Origin of the sequence: Vibrio sp. MMG023, assembly GCF_021654215.1 — a bacterium.
Taxonomy (GTDB): Bacteria; Pseudomonadota; Gammaproteobacteria; order Enterobacterales; family Vibrionaceae; genus Vibrio; species Vibrio jasicida.
Genome location: NZ_JAKFZP010000008.1, coordinates 174748 through 190758 on the forward strand (window position 1 = coordinate 174748; position 16011 = coordinate 190758).

Below are 16011 nucleotides of genomic sequence, written 5' to 3' on the forward strand. Positions count from 1 at the left end.
TTAATCTTGTCCTAAAGTTCTGTATTTCTCTCGCAGATTATTACGAATGCTGATTGCTGTTAAGTTTAGTCCGACAATAACCGTCACGAGTAAGAAAGAAGTCGCGTAAACCAGCGGACGCGCAGCTTCGATATTCGAAGTCTGGAAGCCAACATCGTAAATGTGGAAGCCTAGGTGCATAAACTTTCTGTCCAAGTGCACATAAGGGAATTGCCCATCCACTGGCAAGCTAGAAGCTAACTTCACAACGCCCACCAGCATCAATGGTGCCACTTCCCCCGCAGCTCGGGCAATTGCGAGAATTAAACCTGTAATGATCGCAGGGGTTGCCATAGGCAATACCACACGCCACAACGTTTCGAACTGCGTTGCGCCCAACGCCAACGAACCATGACGAACAGAGCTAGGAATACGGGTTAAGCCTTCTTCCGTGGTGACAATCACCACCGGTAACGTCAAGACAGCCAGAGTCAGTGCTGACCACAATAAGCCAGGCGTGCCAAAGGTTGGAGCAGGTAATCGCTCGGCGTAAAACAGGTTATCGATAGAGGCGCCAATAGTGTAAACAAAAAAGCCTAAACCAAACACGCCGTAAACGATCGAAGGAACACCAGCAAGATTAATAACTGCAATACGAATCACGCGAGTAAGAGCATTGTTCTTGGCATACTCATGTAAGTAAATCGCCGCAACTACGCCCAATGGCATCACGATGATAGACATGATGATAACCAAGAAAACCGTACCGAAAATTGCCGGAAAAACACCACCTTCAGAGTTCGATTCGCGAGGGTCTTCGGATAAGAACTTCCAAACCTGTTTACCCCAATGGGCAACCTTCTCAGGTAATGACATTTGGTTTGGATACCAGTAGTCCAAAATATCTTCTAACGGAATCGCAACCTGAGTTCCAGTCATGTCTTCGACAATGAGAGAATAATCAGAGAAGCCTAAACGTAACCCATCAAGCTGAGTATCTAGCTTCGCGAGTTCCGCTTCAATTTCGGCTTTTCGTTGGCTATTGTTCACCAAAAACTCATCCGTGATGGTGTCGTTGAGCTCGTGCTTGCGTTTATCTAAGCGAAGCTGCTCTAACTGCCACCCCAAGTCTTTTACTTGATCATCCACCAACATATCAATTTCATGATGTAAGGTTTCTGCATCATCGAGCTTCTGATCCAAAAGCGTTTGGATGTTGTTTTCGTAGCGTTTTTCCCCGTCTTGGAAGGCTACAAATTTACCGAAGAAGTAGCCACCACTGCTGCGTTCGATCACCGCCCATTCACTCGGCGTCGTCGGGTCATCCAACTGTATTTTCAGCACAGAAATAAAATCTGATGGATACAATTCACGGTTAGCAATTTTAATGTTTAAGCGCGTCGCGAATTCTTCATCATCCTCGAGTTTATTCGCCGCATCTTCTGGTAGGTAACTTCTTGGTACAAAACTGCGCTCGTAAACTTGACCAACAAGAGTCGAGTTTTCATGCAACACTTCGCCCTGCACAGGAGTCAGCGCAGCAACATTCCATTGATAAAGTGGCGCGGGCCAGAAGTATGTGAGTCCCTTCCAACCAATCAACAGCAATAAACCAAGGACAGAAAGCAAGCTGATGCTTACCGCTCCCCCAGTTAACCATATCCAAGGTGCGCCAGAACGAATCCAATTTAACACGCTATTACTCGCTCTTTCGTTAACTGATTACAACGCACGATATTTATCTCTCAGTCTTTGACGAACCCATTCCGCCAATGCATTCACCGCAAAGGTGAAGACAAACAAAATTAATGCTGATAGGAACAATAATCGGTAGTGAGAACTGCCCACTTCCGACTCTGGCAATTCAACCGCAATGGTTGCCGACAAGCTACGTAAGCCTTCTAGCACGTTCCAATCCATTAATGGTGTATTGCCCGTCGCCATTAACACAATCATGGTTTCCCCCACAGCGCGACCAAGCCCCATCATGATTGCCGAGAAAATCCCCGGACTGGCTGTCAGCAGGACGACATAAATCAAGGTTTGCCATGGCGTGGCTCCCAGAGCTAATGAGCCATCCGATAGGTGCTTCGGCACTGAGAAAATTGCATCTTCTGCAATGGTAAAAATCGTAGGGATAACCGCAAAGCCCATCGCTAAACCAACCACCAGCGCGTTGCGTTGGTCAAAGCCAATACCATGATCAGTCAGGAACAAACGCATGTCACCACCAAAGAAGGCTTGCTCAAGCATTGGCGATACCCACACACCTAAACCAATCAACAGCAAAATCAAAGGCATTAACACCAAAGCATGCCATCCGTTTGGCAGACGGTTACGTATTGGTTGTGGGATCAGCGCCCATAGTCCGCCCATCACCATGGTGCTCAGAGGCAAAACAAACAGCATCACCACAACGGTAATCAGGTGGTCTTCCACAATCGGAGCGAACCAAAGCCCGGCAAGGAAACCAATGATAACCGTCGGCAAAGCTTCCATTAACTCAATTGAAGGCTTTACCACACGACGCATTCGAGGCGACATAAAATAAGCCGTATAAATCGCTCCTAGTACCGCCAAAGGTACCGAGAATAACATCGCGAACATCGCCGCTTTAATGGTCCCAAACGCAATAGGAACCAAGCTGAATTTCGCTTCGAAATCATCACTGGCCGAGGTCGACTGCCATACAAACTCTGGCTCAGGGTAACCTTCATACCACACTTTTTGCCATAAAGATGACAACGATACTTCTGGGTATGGGTTATCAACGAACGCCACATTTAACTCGTCATTTTGCCAAGTAATTAGATAACGCTCGTTATTCGACATTCCCGCCATCACAGGTGCCTGCTTGTATGCACGCTTAAACAGCACCAGTTTCTCGCTGGTGGTGTAATGGCTCTGCAACGTTCCGTTAGTGTAGAAGCTGTAAAAACCTTTACGGTGGGAATCCGGCAACAAGTACTTAAGCTCCGATGCCAACTTGAATTCACGAATGTGCGTCAAGGTGCGTTGATCACCTTGTAGGGTATCAAACCATTGAGAAACGTGACCATCGTTATGAGTAACCAAGATGGAATAAGCGCCAGCTAATAAGTCAATGGTTCTCACCGAATGTTTAGTATCACCTTGAGTAAGATCGATGACCTCACGCACAGAGAACTTATCTTCTCCTTTCACTAACACAATCAGCTCGGAGCCATTACGCAGGTACAAATTCTTTCCGTCAGGTGTTAGTAACATTTGATCGGGCGAATCAAAACCTGATGAAAAAGTGTAATCAATGGTGCTCGGCGGTGCGTCTAATAGCTGTGGCTCTTGCCAGCGAGCTTTAAGCACTCCTGTCTGAGTCTGCCATACTAACGTTGGGGTTTGGGTCGAAGCACTAAAAACAAACTGTGTTACCGGATCGCTGGCATTTGTTAGCTGCATATCCATGCCAGAATGAAAAGGAATGACCTCCGGTGGACGGGTATTTTCTCTTAGTGTCGCATTAAATTCTGGCTTAAAAAGGTGAACGAAACCATTTTCATCAACTAATCCATACCAACCTAAACCAGGGGCAGATTGAGCAAACGCAACAGGGTTGCGAGCCATTTGCTGTGTGTATAAAGCTGGCTTACTCGGGTGATCCAGCGATAAGAAACGAACCTCCCCCGACTGGGTTAACACCAGTCCAATTTGAGAATAGTCATCGACTGAAATTGCGAGAGGTTTCCCGCTTTGGGTAGCACGAGCGGCATAATTGGTTTCGATCTCTGCATCAGAAAACAGAGGAATGATCACCATCGCAAGGTAAACGAAGATCAACACAAGAGCAGCAAGAACGCCTACACCACCAGATGTCACTGCAAATCGAACTAAACGATCTTTGATCAATCGCTTCTTATCTTTTTCCTGCAATGAAAACTCGGCTTGTGCCATTGATCTCTCTACCCTTTTTGACTTAGTACTAGAATATGTCGTTAAGATGACAATTATATTACAGATCACATTAAACGACTGAAAAGAATACAACTCTTATGCATGCCGTAGTATGAAATAAATCTGTAATGAAAAACTCATAATGTTCACACTCCTCTTTTATCCCTCGATGAGTGCGGATTCACTCTTTTTTAGGCTAGGTAAGGTTATGAGCGCAGAAAAACTCTATATAGAAAAAGAACTTAGTTGGTTATCTTTCAACGAACGAGTACTACAAGAAGCTGCCGACAAAACCGTCCCTCTCATTGAACGAATTCGATTTCTCGGGATATTTTCCAATAACTTAGATGAATTCTATAAAGTACGCTTTGCGGATGTAAAACGTCGGATCTTGATCAGCCAAGAACGCGGTGGAAGCGACAACTCTAAGCACTTGTTAACAAAGATGCAAACCAAAGCGTTGAAGCTAAACGAACAATTCGATGAATTATACAGTGAATTAATACGTGAAATGGCACGACGTCGGATTTTTTTAGTTAATGAGCACCAATTAGATGACACACAAAAACGTTGGGTAACCAAGTATTTTCGTAAAGAAGTCATGCCGCACATTACCCCTCTTCTTATTAAAGAAGACATTGATGTTCTGCAGTTTCTTAAAGACGAATACGCTTACATTACGGTCGATCTGCAAAAAGGCGATCAATCCCAATACGCTTTAATTGAGATCCCAACCGATCACTTACCTCGCTTTGTTATGTTGCCTGAAAAAAAAGGCAAGCGACGTAAAACGATCATTTTACTCGACAATATTATTCGCTATTGCCTTGATGAACTTTTTAAAGGCTTTTTCGAATACGATGCTCTTAACGGCTATGCGATGAAAATGACCCGTGATGCTGAGTACGACTTGCGTTACGAGGTTGAGTTTAGCCTGCTTGAACAAATGTCTGAAGGGGTGAATCAACGTCTTACCGCCTTACCTGTACGCTTTGTATATGAGCGAGATATGCCGCAAAAGATGCTCGATTTTTTATGCAAAAAACTACAGATTTCTAATTACGACAACCTCATCCCTGGTGGGCGCTATCATAATTTCAAAGACTTTATTGGTTTTCCTAACGTTGGCCGAGATTATTTAGAAAACAAACCGATGCCGCCAATGAAGTGTGCAGACTTTGAGGGCTATGCAAACAGTTTTGAAGCCATCAAAGCCAACGATATACTGCTGCACTACCCTTATCATACCTTTGATCATATTTCGGAATTGGTTCGACAAGCCTCGTTCGATCCTAAAGTCCTAAGCATCAAGATCAACATCTACCGCGTCGCCAAAGACTCGCGTTTGATGAACTCGTTGATCGATGCTGTACATAATGGCAAGGGAGTCACCGTTGTTGTGGAGCTGCAAGCTCGCTTCGATGAAGAAGCGAATATCGAGTGGTCCAAAATACTAACGGAGGCTGGTGTACATGTCGTCTTCGGCGCCCCTGGTCTTAAGATTCACTCCAAGTTACTGCTAATCAGCCGTCGTGAAGACGGAGAGATTGTTCGCTACGCTCACATTGGTACTGGGAACTTTCACGAGAAAACAGCACAAGTGTACACGGACCTTACCTTGCTGACCGCCGATCAAGAACTCACCGATGAGGTACGAAATGTATTTGGCTATATCGAAAATCCATACCGTCCGGTGAAGTTCAATCATTTGATTGTCTCTCCACGAAACTCACGAACACAATTATATCGCTTAATTGACAACGAAATTGCCAATGCCAAAGCAGGAAAAAAAGCAGCACTGACCATCAAGGTCAATAACCTCGTCGATAAAGGCATCGTCAATAAACTCTACGGCGCGAGTAATGCTGGAGTAAAAATCAAGATGATCATTCGTGGTATGTGCTCATTGGTCCCAGGCATTGAAGGGGTGAGCGAGAACATTCAGATCATCAGTATCGTCGATCGCTTCCTAGAGCATCCTCGCGTGGTAATTACTCACAATGACGGCGAACCACAGGTGTACATCTCCTCAGCGGACTGGATGACTCGAAATATCGATCATCGAATTGAAGTTGCAGCCCCCGTCCGTGATCCACGTTTGAAACAGAGGATTATTGATATAACTAACATTCACTTTACCGATACAGTAAAAGCTCGCCTGATAGATAAAGAGATGAGTAACAGCTACGTACCGCGAGGTAATCGTAAAAAAGTTCGCTCACAAGTTGCCATCTACGACTATCTTAAAAATATAGAGAAGCAAATAAGAAAACAAAAAGCCGATGCCTCAAATACTTGAACAAGATGTACGCCATATCGCTGCAATTGACCTCGGGTCAAACAGTTTCCATATGGTGGTAGCGAAAGTTGTCGGTAGTGATCTTCAACTTGTCAGTCGCCATAAACAACGCGTACGGTTAGCTGCCGGACTCGATTCAGAGCTCAATCTTAGCCATGCAGCAATGGAACGAGGTCTTGAGTGCCTCGCGATGTTCGCCGAACGCTTGCAAGGCTTTGAAGCTTCAAACGTAAGAATTGCAGCCACCCACACTTTAAGGCGTGCTAACAACGCCCATCTCTTTATCCAACGAGCCAAAGAGGTGCTGCCTTTTCCAATTGAAATTATTCCGGGCGAAGAAGAAGCTCGCCTCATCTATCTCGGCGTCGCACATACTCAAGCGGAATCTAACTCCAAACTGGTCGTCGACATCGGTGGCGGCAGTACTGAGATGATCATTGGTCAAGAGTTTGACCCAGAGCTTCTGAACAGCAAGCAAATGGGTTGTGTAAGCTTTACCGAGCAGTTCTTCAATAACGGCAAACTGTCGCGGAAGAACTTCAGCAAAGCGATTCTCGCCGCAGAGCAACGCATGGAGTCCATTGCTGCAAAATACCGCAAGAAAGGCTGGGATATTGCCCTCGGCTCTTCAGGTACTATTAAAGCGATTCGCGAAGTCTTGATTGGATTGGGTCATGAAGATGGGCTGATCACCAACAAGCGTTTGGGTAAGCTCATCGACACATTGTGCGAATTTGAGTCCATTGATGATATCGAGCTTGTTGGTCTGACAGATGAACGCAAGCCAGTCTTCGCCGCTGGTGTAGCCATTTTGTCTGCCATCTTCCAATCACTAAAAATTAACCAGATGTTCTTCTCGGATGGCGCATTACGTGAAGGTCTGCTTTACGAGATGGAAGAACGCTTCGCCCGTTCTGATATTCGTATGCGCACCACAGAAAATCTAGCAAAACAACATCGCGTTGATATCGAACACGCAGCGCGCGTAAAAGGTCATGCAAGAGAGATGCTGTGCAATGTTCGTTCTGAACTTGGTATCAAGAAGAAGAGTGAACTGTTTGATTTACTAGAATGGGCTGCTTTGCTGCATGAAGTCGGCTTGAGCATCAGTCTGCGCGGTTTCCATCGTCACTCATTCTACATTCTGCTGCACTCCAACTTACCCGGCTTTAACCGCGAACAGCAATTGGTATTGGCGACTTTAGCTCGCTTCCAACGTAAATCCCTCAAGCTTAATGAGTTCCCAGAGTTCAATCTCTACAAAGAGAGTGACATCATCAACTTAATTAAGGTTCTGCGTCTAGCCATTGTGGTCAACGGTCAACGCAATGATGATCCGCTGCCTGAGCTGACACTATCGATACAAGAAGATAAGTGGGTACTTACCTGCGTAGAAGAAGATTGGTTGGAGAACAACAAGCTGCTCGATGCAGATTTGCAGGAAGAACAGCAACGCTGGGAAAGCGCAGGATGGGCATTGAACTTCTAACCACGAACTCAATGAGATAAAGAAAAAGGTCGGCTTATAAACCGACCTTTTTTAATTCCTCTGCAGCGAAATCGGCAGTAATCGGAACATAACCATCTTTCGCAACCAGCGCTTGCCCTTGGGCAGAGAACATAAAGCGAATGAACTCAGCTTCAATTGGGCTTAGCGGGTAATCAGGATGTTTATTCACGTATACATAGAGGTAACGTGATAGTGGGTACTTACCTGAGATGATATTTTCACGCACAGGGCTAACGTAATCTGTGCCTGTTTTCGCAATTGGGACTAAACGAACACCCGCCACGCGATAGCCTACGCCTGAATAACCTACACCACTAATCGTAGATGCTACAGACTGCACCACTGATGCAGATCCCGGTTGCTCGTTCACACGAGTTTTAAAATCACCGCCACACAAGGCATTACTTTTAAAATAACCGTACGTACCCGATACTGAGTTACGCCCAAACAGCTGCAAGTTACGTTTTGCCCACTCGGCTTTGATGCCTAACTCACGCCAGTTGGTGATGAACTCACTTTCACCGCAGCGCAATGTCGCCGAGAACATCGAATCCAACTGATGAAAGTTAAGCCCTTTGATTGGGTTGTCTTGATGAACGAAGATGCCAATCGCATCAATTGCAACACGAAGTGCCGTTGGCTTGTAACCATGTACACGCTCAAATGCTTCGATTTCACGCATACGCATTGAACGACTCATTGGACCGAATTGCGCCGTTTGTTCCGTTAACGCCGGTGGCGCAGTCGATGAACCAGACGCCTGAACCTGAGCATTAATGTTCGGGTAGATAGATTTAAACTCTTCTACCCAAAGCGTGGTCATGCCTGCTAACGTATCTGAGCCGACAGACAATAAGTTACCCGCAATACCCGTCGTCTTTTGATAATTCGGCAACGGTTGGTCTTGTGCAAATGCCACACTGGAGAGCACCAACATGGCTAGAGTGATTTTCTTAATAGCTTTGGATACGACACTCATTACTTCACCACCAAACGACTTGGTAGGATGAAAGAGAACTTACTGCCGACACCAACTTCACTGTAGATTTCGAGGTGAGAGTCATGGTGGCTCAATGCGTGCTTCACGATGGCCAAACCGAGACCACTGCCCCCCGTATCACGAGAGCGTGCTTTATCCACGCGATAGAAACGTTCGGTCAATCGATGTAAGTGTTGTGGCTCAATACCATCACCGCTGTCTTCAACCTCTAGACAAGCACCTTGTGCGGTTTGATACCAGCGGACATTAACGTGAGCACCTGGAGGGGTGTACTTCACCGCGTTGTAAACCAAGTTGGAGATAGCACTGCGTAACTGGTCATCATCACCAAGGACACGTAAGCTAGAATCAACATCGAAAGTCAACTGGTGCTGATCATCACCACTCAAACTGACCGCTTCTTTCTCAAGCACTTCTAACATACTTGGTACGTTCACAACGTCTTCTAGCTCATGCATTGGCGCCGCTTCGATCTTAGACAGCGTTAATAACTGGTTCACCAAACTGTTCATTCGGTTTAGCTGCTCGGTCATTACACCATGTGCTTTACTCCACATTGGACCAACGATCATGTCTGGATCTTCCGTCATCTCTAAATAGCCTTGCAGTACCGTCATAGGGGTACGCAGTTCATGAGATACGTTAGCGAAAAAGTTACGGCGCATACCTTCAAGCTGTTTAAGCTGGCTCACATCACGTACCACCATCAAATGTTCGCCTTCGGTGTAAGGCACGATACGCAATTCCAACATACGTTCGACGTTGAGCGGCGAGCTCATTTCTAGCGGCTCAGAGAAATCTTGCTTGTTGATGTACTTGATAAAATCAGGAGTACGAATGAGATTAGAAATAGGCTGTCCAGAATCTTCTGGCCAGTGGAATCCTAAAAGGTGCTGCGCAAGCTTGTTACACCACACAATATTGCCTTCAGCACGAAAAACCACTACCGCATCCGGTAGCGATTCAGCACCATTACGGAAACGGCGAATTAAATTGGTGAGCTCTTTACGTTTTCGACGCTGACGTTGTTGTAAGCGGTATAAACCGTTAAACAAAGATTCCCAGTTACCACTACCTGATGGTGGAGTCAGACGCTTTTCATCCCATAACCAAGCCGATAAGCGAACCTGATTATGCAGATGCCAGACAAGCTGCAAAGCCGTGGCCGCCAGAAGCAACCACGGCATATAACCGAATATCCATCCTATGATCACCCAAGGGGTGTAAAAAAAAGCCAGCTCCCAGGCCAGCTTTTTCCAAGTTAATCTTTCAACCACTCATTACTCCAGAAATGGTATTGATAAGCTGCTAGCGATGTTATGCCTTCGTCGAGAAACGGTAACCTGCACCACGAACGGTTTGGATTAGTTTGTCGTGACCTGCCGCTTCAAGTGCTTTACGCAAGCGACGAATGTGTACGTCAACGGTACGGTCTTCAACATACACGTTGGTGCCCCAAACGTTGTTTAGCAGTTGTTCACGACTGTAAACGCGCTCTTGGTGCGTCATAAAGAAGTGCAGCATTTTGAACTCTGTTGGTCCCATATCAACCGCTTCATTATTTGCGGTCACGCGGTGAGAAACAGGGTCCAACTTCAGACCTTGTACATCAATCACATCTTCAAGCGCTGTTGGCGTTACTCGGCGAATAACCGCTTTAAGGCGAGCCACTAACTCTTTTGGTGAAAAAGGCTTAGTAATGTAATCGTCTGCACCAACTTCAAGGCCACGAACCTTGTCTTCTTCCTCACCGCGAGCTGTTAGCATTACGACAGGAATATTGCGTGTTAACTCTTCACGCTTCATGTGTTTGATGAAGTTGATGCCACTACCACCAGGTAACATCCAATCTAGTAGCACTAAATCTGGGAAGGGTTCAGCCAGTTTAGTTACCGCAGTATCATAATCTTCTGCTTCTACTGCTTGATAACCTTTCTGTTCAAGCACGAAGCACAACATTTCGCGAATTGGAGCTTCGTCTTCAACAACCAGAATCCTTCTAGACATAATTGAGTAACCTTATGTTAGTTAAGCTAATGAATTTAAGAGACCAAGCGCCCCTCTATGCATAAGCATTATTACCATCAATTATGACACTTTTGTGACCTTTGAAAACAAATTTTCATATAAGTTTCTTTTGAGATTCATCATGATCTTTTTCAATTCTATTAGGACATCAGTCGGAAAATTCCCTATGATTAGTCCCTTGTCATCAAGCCTAGAGAAGATTTATGTGGTTTAAAAACTGTCTGGTATACCGTGTTAACCGTGAGGTTAGCTTCAACGCCGATCAACTAGAAACTCAACTTTCAGAGTTCCGATTTACCCCTTGTGGCAGCCAAGATAAACAAAAATTTGGTTGGGTTAGTGCAATGGGCAGACACGGCGACATGATGACGCACGTTTCTGAAAACCGCATTCTTGTTTGCGCTAAGAAAGAAGAGAAAATGCTTCCTGCATCAGTGATCAAAGATTCATTGAATGCCAAAGTTGAAGCAATGGAAGCGCAAGAAGGTCGCCCACTCAAGAAGAAAGAGAAGGACAACCTCAAAGATGACATCGTGATGGATCTACTACCACGCGCATTTAGCCGCAGTAGCCATACTCACGTGCTTATCATGCCAAAAGAAGGCTTCATCCTTGTTGATGCAAGCAGCTATAAAAAAGCAGAAGATGTATTGGCACTATTACGTAAAACAATGGGTAGCCTACCTGTTGTGCCTGCAATCCCTGAAGTCGCGATTGAAACGACCTTGACTGAATGGGTGAAAACTGGCGACACGCCACAAGGCATTTCTATGATGGACGAAGCTGAGCTTAAGTCTGTGCTAGAAGAAGGCGGTGTGATTCGTTGTAAGAAGCAAGAACTGACAACTGATGAAATCCGCAACCACATCGCAGCGGATAAGGTGGTGACTAAGCTAGCACTAAACTGGCAAGATCGTATCGAATTCATCATGGCAGAAGATTCTGGCATCAAACGTCTTAAGTTCTCCGACGAACTTAAAGATCAAAACGACGATATCCCGCGTGAAGATCAAGCAGCTCGCTTCGATGCAGACTTCTCTCTGATGTGTGGCGAGTTCAGCGCTTTCCTACCAAATCTATACGAAGCATTGGGCGGTCTGCCAAACCCTAACGCTTAATTTCGTATAAAGATTAACCATAACGCCCTCACTTTTTTTGAGGGCGTTTGTTTATCTAAACCATAATTCTCCTAGTCACAGGTCACATTTTGACGTAAAATTTGCGCCCCATTTCCATGAGGTGGAATTGGCCTGACTTGTGATCAGATATAAGAGAATTGAGCAATGACAACAGAGAAAGTATTCGTACCTGAGCTACTATCCCCAGCAGGTAGCCTTAAAAATATGCGTTACGCATTCGCCTACGGCGCAGATGCAGTTTACGCAGGCCAACCTCGCTACAGCCTTCGTGTACGTAACAACGAGTTCAACCACGAAAACCTACAAATTGGTATCAACGAAGCGCATGCCCTAGGCAAAAAGCTTTACGTGGTATGTAACATCCAACCGCACAACTCTAAGCTTAAAACTTTCATCCGCGACCTTAAACCTGTGGTAGAAATGGGCCCAGACGCACTTATCATGTCTGATCCAGGTCTTATCATGATGGTTCGCGAAGCGTTCCCAGAAATGCCAATCCACCTGTCTGTACAGGCGAACGCAGTAAACTGGGCAACAGTGAAGTTCTGGGCTGCAAACGGCGTTGAGCGTGTGATCGTTTCTCGTGAGCTTTCTCTAGAAGAAATCGAAGAAATTCGTGAGCACTGTCCTGAAACTGAATTAGAAGTTTTCGTTCACGGTGCCCTATGCATGGCTTACTCTGGTCGCTGCCTACTGTCTGGTTACATCAACAAACGTGACCCTAACCAAGGTACTTGCACTAACGCATGCCGTTGGGAATACAAAGTAGAAGAAGGCAAAGAAAACGACACTGGCGACATCGTAGAAAAATTTGACCCAACGGAAGCACAAGCAATCGAAGTCGCTGACGAGCGTCCAGAGACAACCATCGGTCGCGGCAAACCAACCGATGAAGTCGTTCTGCTTTCTGAAGCGCATCGCCCAGAAGAAAAAATGGCAGCGTTCGAAGACGAGCATGGTACTTACATCATGAACTCGAAAGATCTTCGCGCAATCCAACACGTTGAACGCCTAACTAAGATGGGCGTTCATTCATTGAAGATCGAAGGCCGTACTAAGTCGTTCTACTACTGTGCTCGTACTGCACAGGTTTACCGTAAAGCAATCGATGATGCGGTCGCTGGTAAGCCATTCGATGAAAGCCTAATGGGCACATTGGAGAGCCTAGCTCACCGTGGTTATACAGAAGGCTTCCTACGTCGTCACACTCACGACAGCTACCAAAACTATGACTACGGCTACTCTGTATCAGATGCTCAGCAATTCGTTGGTGAGTTCACAGGTAAGCGCCGTGGTGACATGGTAGAAGTAGAAGTTAAGAATAAGTTCATCGTTGGTGACAGCCTAGAGCTAATGACGCCAAAAGGTAACGTAATCTTTACGCTAGAAGCGATGGAAAACCGTAAGTCAGAATCAATTGAAGACGCAAAAGGTAACGGCCACTTCGTATTTATCCCTGTACCAGAGGATATGAATCTGGAATACGGCCTGTTGATGCGTAACTTAAATGCAGGTCAGGATACCCGTAACCCAACTGGTAAGTAATCATGGCACTACTTATTACCGATAAGTGCATCAACTGCGACATGTGTGACCCAGAATGCCCTAACGGTGCAATTACTATGGGTGACAGTATTTTCGAGATTGACCCTGCTCTATGTACAGAGTGTAAAGGTCACTACGAAAAGCCAACATGCCAGTCAGTGTGTCCTATTACGAAATGCATTATCACCGACCCGAATCATGTCGAAACTGAAGAGCAATTGCTAGAGAAGTTTGTAATTATTCAAGGGTTAGCGTAATCGAAAAAGGTTCAACTTTGCCGACAAAGTTGAACCTTTTTTTAACCCGATTTTTCGATAGGATAGATATTACAAAACAGCTCTTTCTCGAAGTGATACTCTAACCTCTCGCGCCAATTTTCAGCTTGCGAGACAGGGATCAGATAAAAGTTCTCCCTACTAGTATCAGTAACGAAAGCCATTCCATATTGCATCAGCTCGTAATGCACGTCATTAACAAAACCTGGGTCAAGGCGTTGGCGCCCAGTCAGGTGATTAACATCCTCTCGAGTCAAAAAGACTCCTTTAGTATCACTGCTAAATCTGTGTCTTAACCACTCTGCAAACTCTTTTGCACAAATCATAGTCATGGTTTTATCCTTGATTAACTCTCGATGGGAAAAGCCTCCTTACCCACCTCAATACACTTGTCTGCGTTGTCGTTTGTCTTTCACCAACCAACAGACATATTGCTAAGAAATCAGAGAATCGCGACGAAAAGATCTTTCTTAATATGAGTTGCCACAACATTTAAAAATAATGCAACTCTTTGTTTATATAAGATTTCTATAATATGCCACAAAAACCTAAAGGTCAGTTTTTGTACTGGTATTATTCACTGTAGACAAAAGTATGATCTTTCTCCAGTTTCATAATAGAGATCCAGGGAAAGCATATTTGGTATTTCGTTGGTAGGACTCACCACTTATTTCTGCGTAATGAGCGGCTGGCATTGTGTTGGCAGTATCTTTTTCTTCTTCGGTTTAGGCGTTACCTTAGTTTTTTTGGTCACAGGTGGAGGCGTTGCTTTCGGCTTCCAACTTGCTAACTCTGCTCCACAGCCATCTCCTGCAGGTGGTGGCGCTTGGTTAACACAATTAGAGCTCGACTCAGGGCAAGTTAATCTCACGTGGAAGTGGTAATGATGCCCCCACCAAGGCCGAACCTTACGTAACCAATTTCGGTCTTTCTCACCTTCTTGCTTACATAACTGCTCTTTAATCACTGGATGAACAAAGATACGAGCAACATCTTGACTCTTCGCGGCACTTCGAATCAGTTCAAAGTGCCTATCTTCCCAACGGTGTTCTAGAATCTTGTATTTTTTAAGATCGACGACACTCATGGGTTTCGGAAGTTGAAGCTCATTATAAGAAAGCGGTTCATCGGCCAATCGCAGCCAAATATCAATATCTAGGCCAGTTTGATGACTAGAGTGGCCAGAAGAAAAACGTCCACCACGAGCTAGGGATAAGTCCCCAATAAGTAACGTTGTGTTGAGATCTTTACTGGTTTTTTTCGCTAACTCTTCAACAAAGCTTATTGTATGAGGATGCCCATAGTAACGCTTCGTTTTACTGCGTAAAACCTGATAACCAATACCATCAAGCGGGAGAGGAGAAGCACCATCTAAACAGCCATTCGCATAACTGCCGATAGAAGAGGATGTGTTATTTGTGGGACCAGAGACCTGCTCCCACGGAGTAGCAGAAAGAGAAGCTGAGAATAGAAAACTTAAACAAAAAGAAAGACTCAGCTTCATCACGCTCATTCCCTAATAGTGGTCACCATTATCATAGTAGCCTTTAGGAGAGAGTGCAGAGAAAATTACCGCAACATCGATATCTTCACCGGCAATACCACGAACTTGCTCAGTAATCGCTTTAGCCACTTTATTCTGAGTCTCTTGCCCACGGTCAAACCATAGAACTTCAACAAAAGGATATGCACTGCTTACTTCACCTTCACTGAAGAAAGTACTGTAGATGTATTCAAACGTGAAGTCTTCACGAGGACATTCCATTAATGGCTGTAATTCGTCAGTAAGAGGCTTTGATAAAGCTTGAACGGTTTGAGGCTCTACTGCGCGAAATCGAAGATGTGGCATAACATAACTTCCTAATTATTAGAATTCAGCGCCGATAATAACAGGAAGTCACCTTCTAATCACGTTGAGCACTAGCTATGCACTACAAAATAGCACACATACCGCGAGACATAAGTATGACTGACAATTTGAGGGAGAAGCAGAAGCAGAAGCAGAAAAGTGATAAAACGAAAAAGGCTCTAGCATTTCTGCTAGAGCCTTAAATATGGCAGGGGTGGAGAGATTCGAACTCCCAACACGCGGATTTGGAATCCGCTGCTCTGCCAATTGGAGCTACACCCCTGTAGTTCGTGTTTAATGAGACGACTCTCGAATAAGTGGCGGAGCGGACGGGACTCGAACCCGCGACCCCCGGCGTGACAGGCCGGTATTCTAACCAACTGAACTACCGCTCCGCACTGGTTAAACATTTAAGTCTAAGTTTTTGTCTTCACCTTCTTAAAAAGGCAAAAACTAAATT

13 protein-coding genes and 2 tRNA genes are annotated in these 16011 nt (G+C 45.2%); 5 read left to right on the plus strand and 10 right to left on the minus strand.

Annotated elements, in window-relative coordinates:
• Positions 1-1674: a phosphate ABC transporter permease PstA gene (gene pstA / locus L1076_RS23170; protein ID WP_038878380.1), complete on the minus strand. Its 1674-nt coding sequence runs from the start codon at positions 1672-1674 to the stop codon at positions 1-3.
• A 27-nt stretch (positions 1675-1701) separates the two neighbouring features.
• Positions 1702-3906, minus strand: a complete 2205-nt coding sequence (locus tag L1076_RS23175; protein ID WP_237304547.1) for an ABC transporter permease subunit — start codon at positions 3904-3906, stop codon at positions 1702-1704.
• Positions 3907-4114: 208 nt separating this feature from the next.
• Here L1076_RS23175 and ppk1 point away from each other — a divergent pair, with 208 nt between their 5' ends.
• Positions 4115-6205: a polyphosphate kinase 1 gene (gene ppk1, locus L1076_RS23180; protein WP_045404980.1), complete on the plus strand. Its 2091-nt coding sequence runs from the start codon at positions 4115-4117 to the stop codon at positions 6203-6205.
• Positions 6189-7694: an exopolyphosphatase gene (gene ppx / locus L1076_RS23185; RefSeq protein WP_038869534.1), complete on the plus strand. Its 1506-nt coding sequence runs from the start codon at positions 6189-6191 to the stop codon at positions 7692-7694. The genes ppk1 and ppx overlap by 17 nt, the downstream gene beginning before the upstream one ends.
• A 34-nt stretch (positions 7695-7728) precedes the next feature.
• Here the strand turns inward: ppx and L1076_RS23190 are convergent, their stop codons facing one another.
• The 3 genes from L1076_RS23190 to phoB are packed head-to-tail and all read right to left on the minus strand — an operon-like array spanning position 7729 to position 10722.
• Positions 7729-8694: a phosphate ABC transporter substrate-binding protein PstS family protein gene (locus tag L1076_RS23190; RefSeq protein WP_045404985.1), complete on the minus strand. Its 966-nt coding sequence runs from the start codon at positions 8692-8694 to the stop codon at positions 7729-7731.
• The gene (gene phoR / locus L1076_RS23195; protein ID WP_237304548.1) at positions 8694-9992 is read right to left on the minus strand and encodes a phosphate regulon sensor histidine kinase PhoR; all 1299 of its coding nucleotides are present in this window, start codon (positions 9990-9992) and stop codon (positions 8694-8696) included. The genes L1076_RS23190 and phoR overlap by 1 nt, the downstream gene beginning before the upstream one ends.
• 40 nt (positions 9993-10032) lie before the next feature.
• A complete protein-coding gene (gene phoB, locus L1076_RS23200; protein ID WP_038869529.1) occupies positions 10033-10722 on the minus strand; it encodes a phosphate regulon transcriptional regulator PhoB in 690 nt (229 codons plus the stop codon).
• Positions 10723-10946: 224 nt separating this feature from the next.
• Here phoB and rdgC point away from each other — a divergent pair, with 224 nt between their 5' ends.
• From rdgC to L1076_RS23215, 3 genes are all read left to right on the plus strand, one after another.
• The gene (gene rdgC, locus L1076_RS23205) at positions 10947-11861 is read left to right on the plus strand and encodes a recombination-associated protein RdgC (RefSeq protein ID WP_038878364.1); all 915 of its coding nucleotides are present in this window, start codon (positions 10947-10949) and stop codon (positions 11859-11861) included.
• A 165-nt stretch (positions 11862-12026) separates the two neighbouring features.
• Positions 12027-13427 carry a tRNA 5-hydroxyuridine modification protein YegQ gene (yegQ, locus tag L1076_RS23210; protein ID WP_237304549.1) on the plus strand — a complete coding sequence of 467 codons (1401 nt, stop codon included), beginning with the start codon at positions 12027-12029 and terminating at the stop codon, positions 13425-13427.
• Positions 13428-13429: 2 nt separating this feature from the next.
• Positions 13430-13684 (plus strand): YfhL family 4Fe-4S dicluster ferredoxin, encoded by a 255-nt coding sequence (locus L1076_RS23215; protein ID WP_005445273.1) that lies wholly within the window; start codon positions 13430-13432, stop codon positions 13682-13684.
• Between the two features lie 41 nt (positions 13685-13725).
• Here the strand turns inward: L1076_RS23215 and L1076_RS23220 are convergent, their stop codons facing one another.
• The 5 genes from L1076_RS23220 to L1076_RS23240 form a co-directional block, all read right to left on the minus strand.
• Positions 13726-14034 (minus strand): hypothetical protein, encoded by a 309-nt coding sequence (locus L1076_RS23220; protein WP_009705551.1) that lies wholly within the window; start codon positions 14032-14034, stop codon positions 13726-13728.
• A gap of 335 nt (positions 14035-14369) precedes the next feature.
• Positions 14370-15206 (minus strand): penicillin-insensitive murein endopeptidase, encoded by an 837-nt coding sequence (gene mepA / locus L1076_RS23225; protein ID WP_038869524.1) that lies wholly within the window; start codon positions 15204-15206, stop codon positions 14370-14372.
• A gap of 12 nt (positions 15207-15218) precedes the next feature.
• The gene (locus L1076_RS23230) at positions 15219-15551 is read right to left on the minus strand and encodes a DUF1904 domain-containing protein (protein ID WP_038869523.1); all 333 of its coding nucleotides are present in this window, start codon (positions 15549-15551) and stop codon (positions 15219-15221) included.
• 206 nt (positions 15552-15757) lie between these two features.
• Positions 15758-15834, minus strand: a tRNA-Trp gene (locus L1076_RS23235).
• Between the two features lie 35 nt (positions 15835-15869).
• Positions 15870-15946: transfer RNA gene (locus L1076_RS23240), tRNA-Asp, on the minus strand.
• Between the last annotated feature and the right edge of the window lie 65 nt (positions 15947-16011).

Excerpts from the sequence above, each read along its gene's own strand:
- ppx (WP_038869534.1), top strand. The coding sequence starts at position 6,189 with ATGCCTCAAATACTTGAACAAGATGTACGCCATATCGCTGCAATTGAC.
- L1076_RS23175 (WP_237304547.1), bottom strand. The coding sequence starts at position 3,906 with ATGGCACAAGCCGAGTTTTCATTGCAGGAAAAAGATAAGAAGCGATTG.
- L1076_RS23190 (WP_045404985.1), bottom strand. The coding sequence starts at position 8,694 with ATGAGTGTCGTATCCAAAGCTATTAAGAAAATCACTCTAGCCATGTTG.
- L1076_RS23230 (WP_038869523.1), bottom strand. The coding sequence starts at position 15,551 with ATGCCACATCTTCGATTTCGCGCAGTAGAGCCTCAAACCGTTCAAGCT.
- yegQ (WP_237304549.1), top strand. The coding sequence starts at position 12,027 with ATGACAACAGAGAAAGTATTCGTACCTGAGCTACTATCCCCAGCAGGT.
- mepA (WP_038869524.1), bottom strand. The coding sequence starts at position 15,206 with ATGAAGCTGAGTCTTTCTTTTTGTTTAAGTTTTCTATTCTCAGCTTCT.
- ppk1 (WP_045404980.1), top strand. The coding sequence starts at position 4,115 with ATGAGCGCAGAAAAACTCTATATAGAAAAAGAACTTAGTTGGTTATCT.
- rdgC (WP_038878364.1), top strand. The coding sequence starts at position 10,947 with ATGTGGTTTAAAAACTGTCTGGTATACCGTGTTAACCGTGAGGTTAGC.
- phoB (WP_038869529.1), bottom strand. The coding sequence starts at position 10,722 with ATGTCTAGAAGGATTCTGGTTGTTGAAGACGAAGCTCCAATTCGCGAA.
- L1076_RS23220 (WP_009705551.1), bottom strand. The coding sequence starts at position 14,034 with ATGACTATGATTTGTGCAAAAGAGTTTGCAGAGTGGTTAAGACACAGA.
- L1076_RS23215 (WP_005445273.1), top strand. The coding sequence starts at position 13,430 with ATGGCACTACTTATTACCGATAAGTGCATCAACTGCGACATGTGTGAC.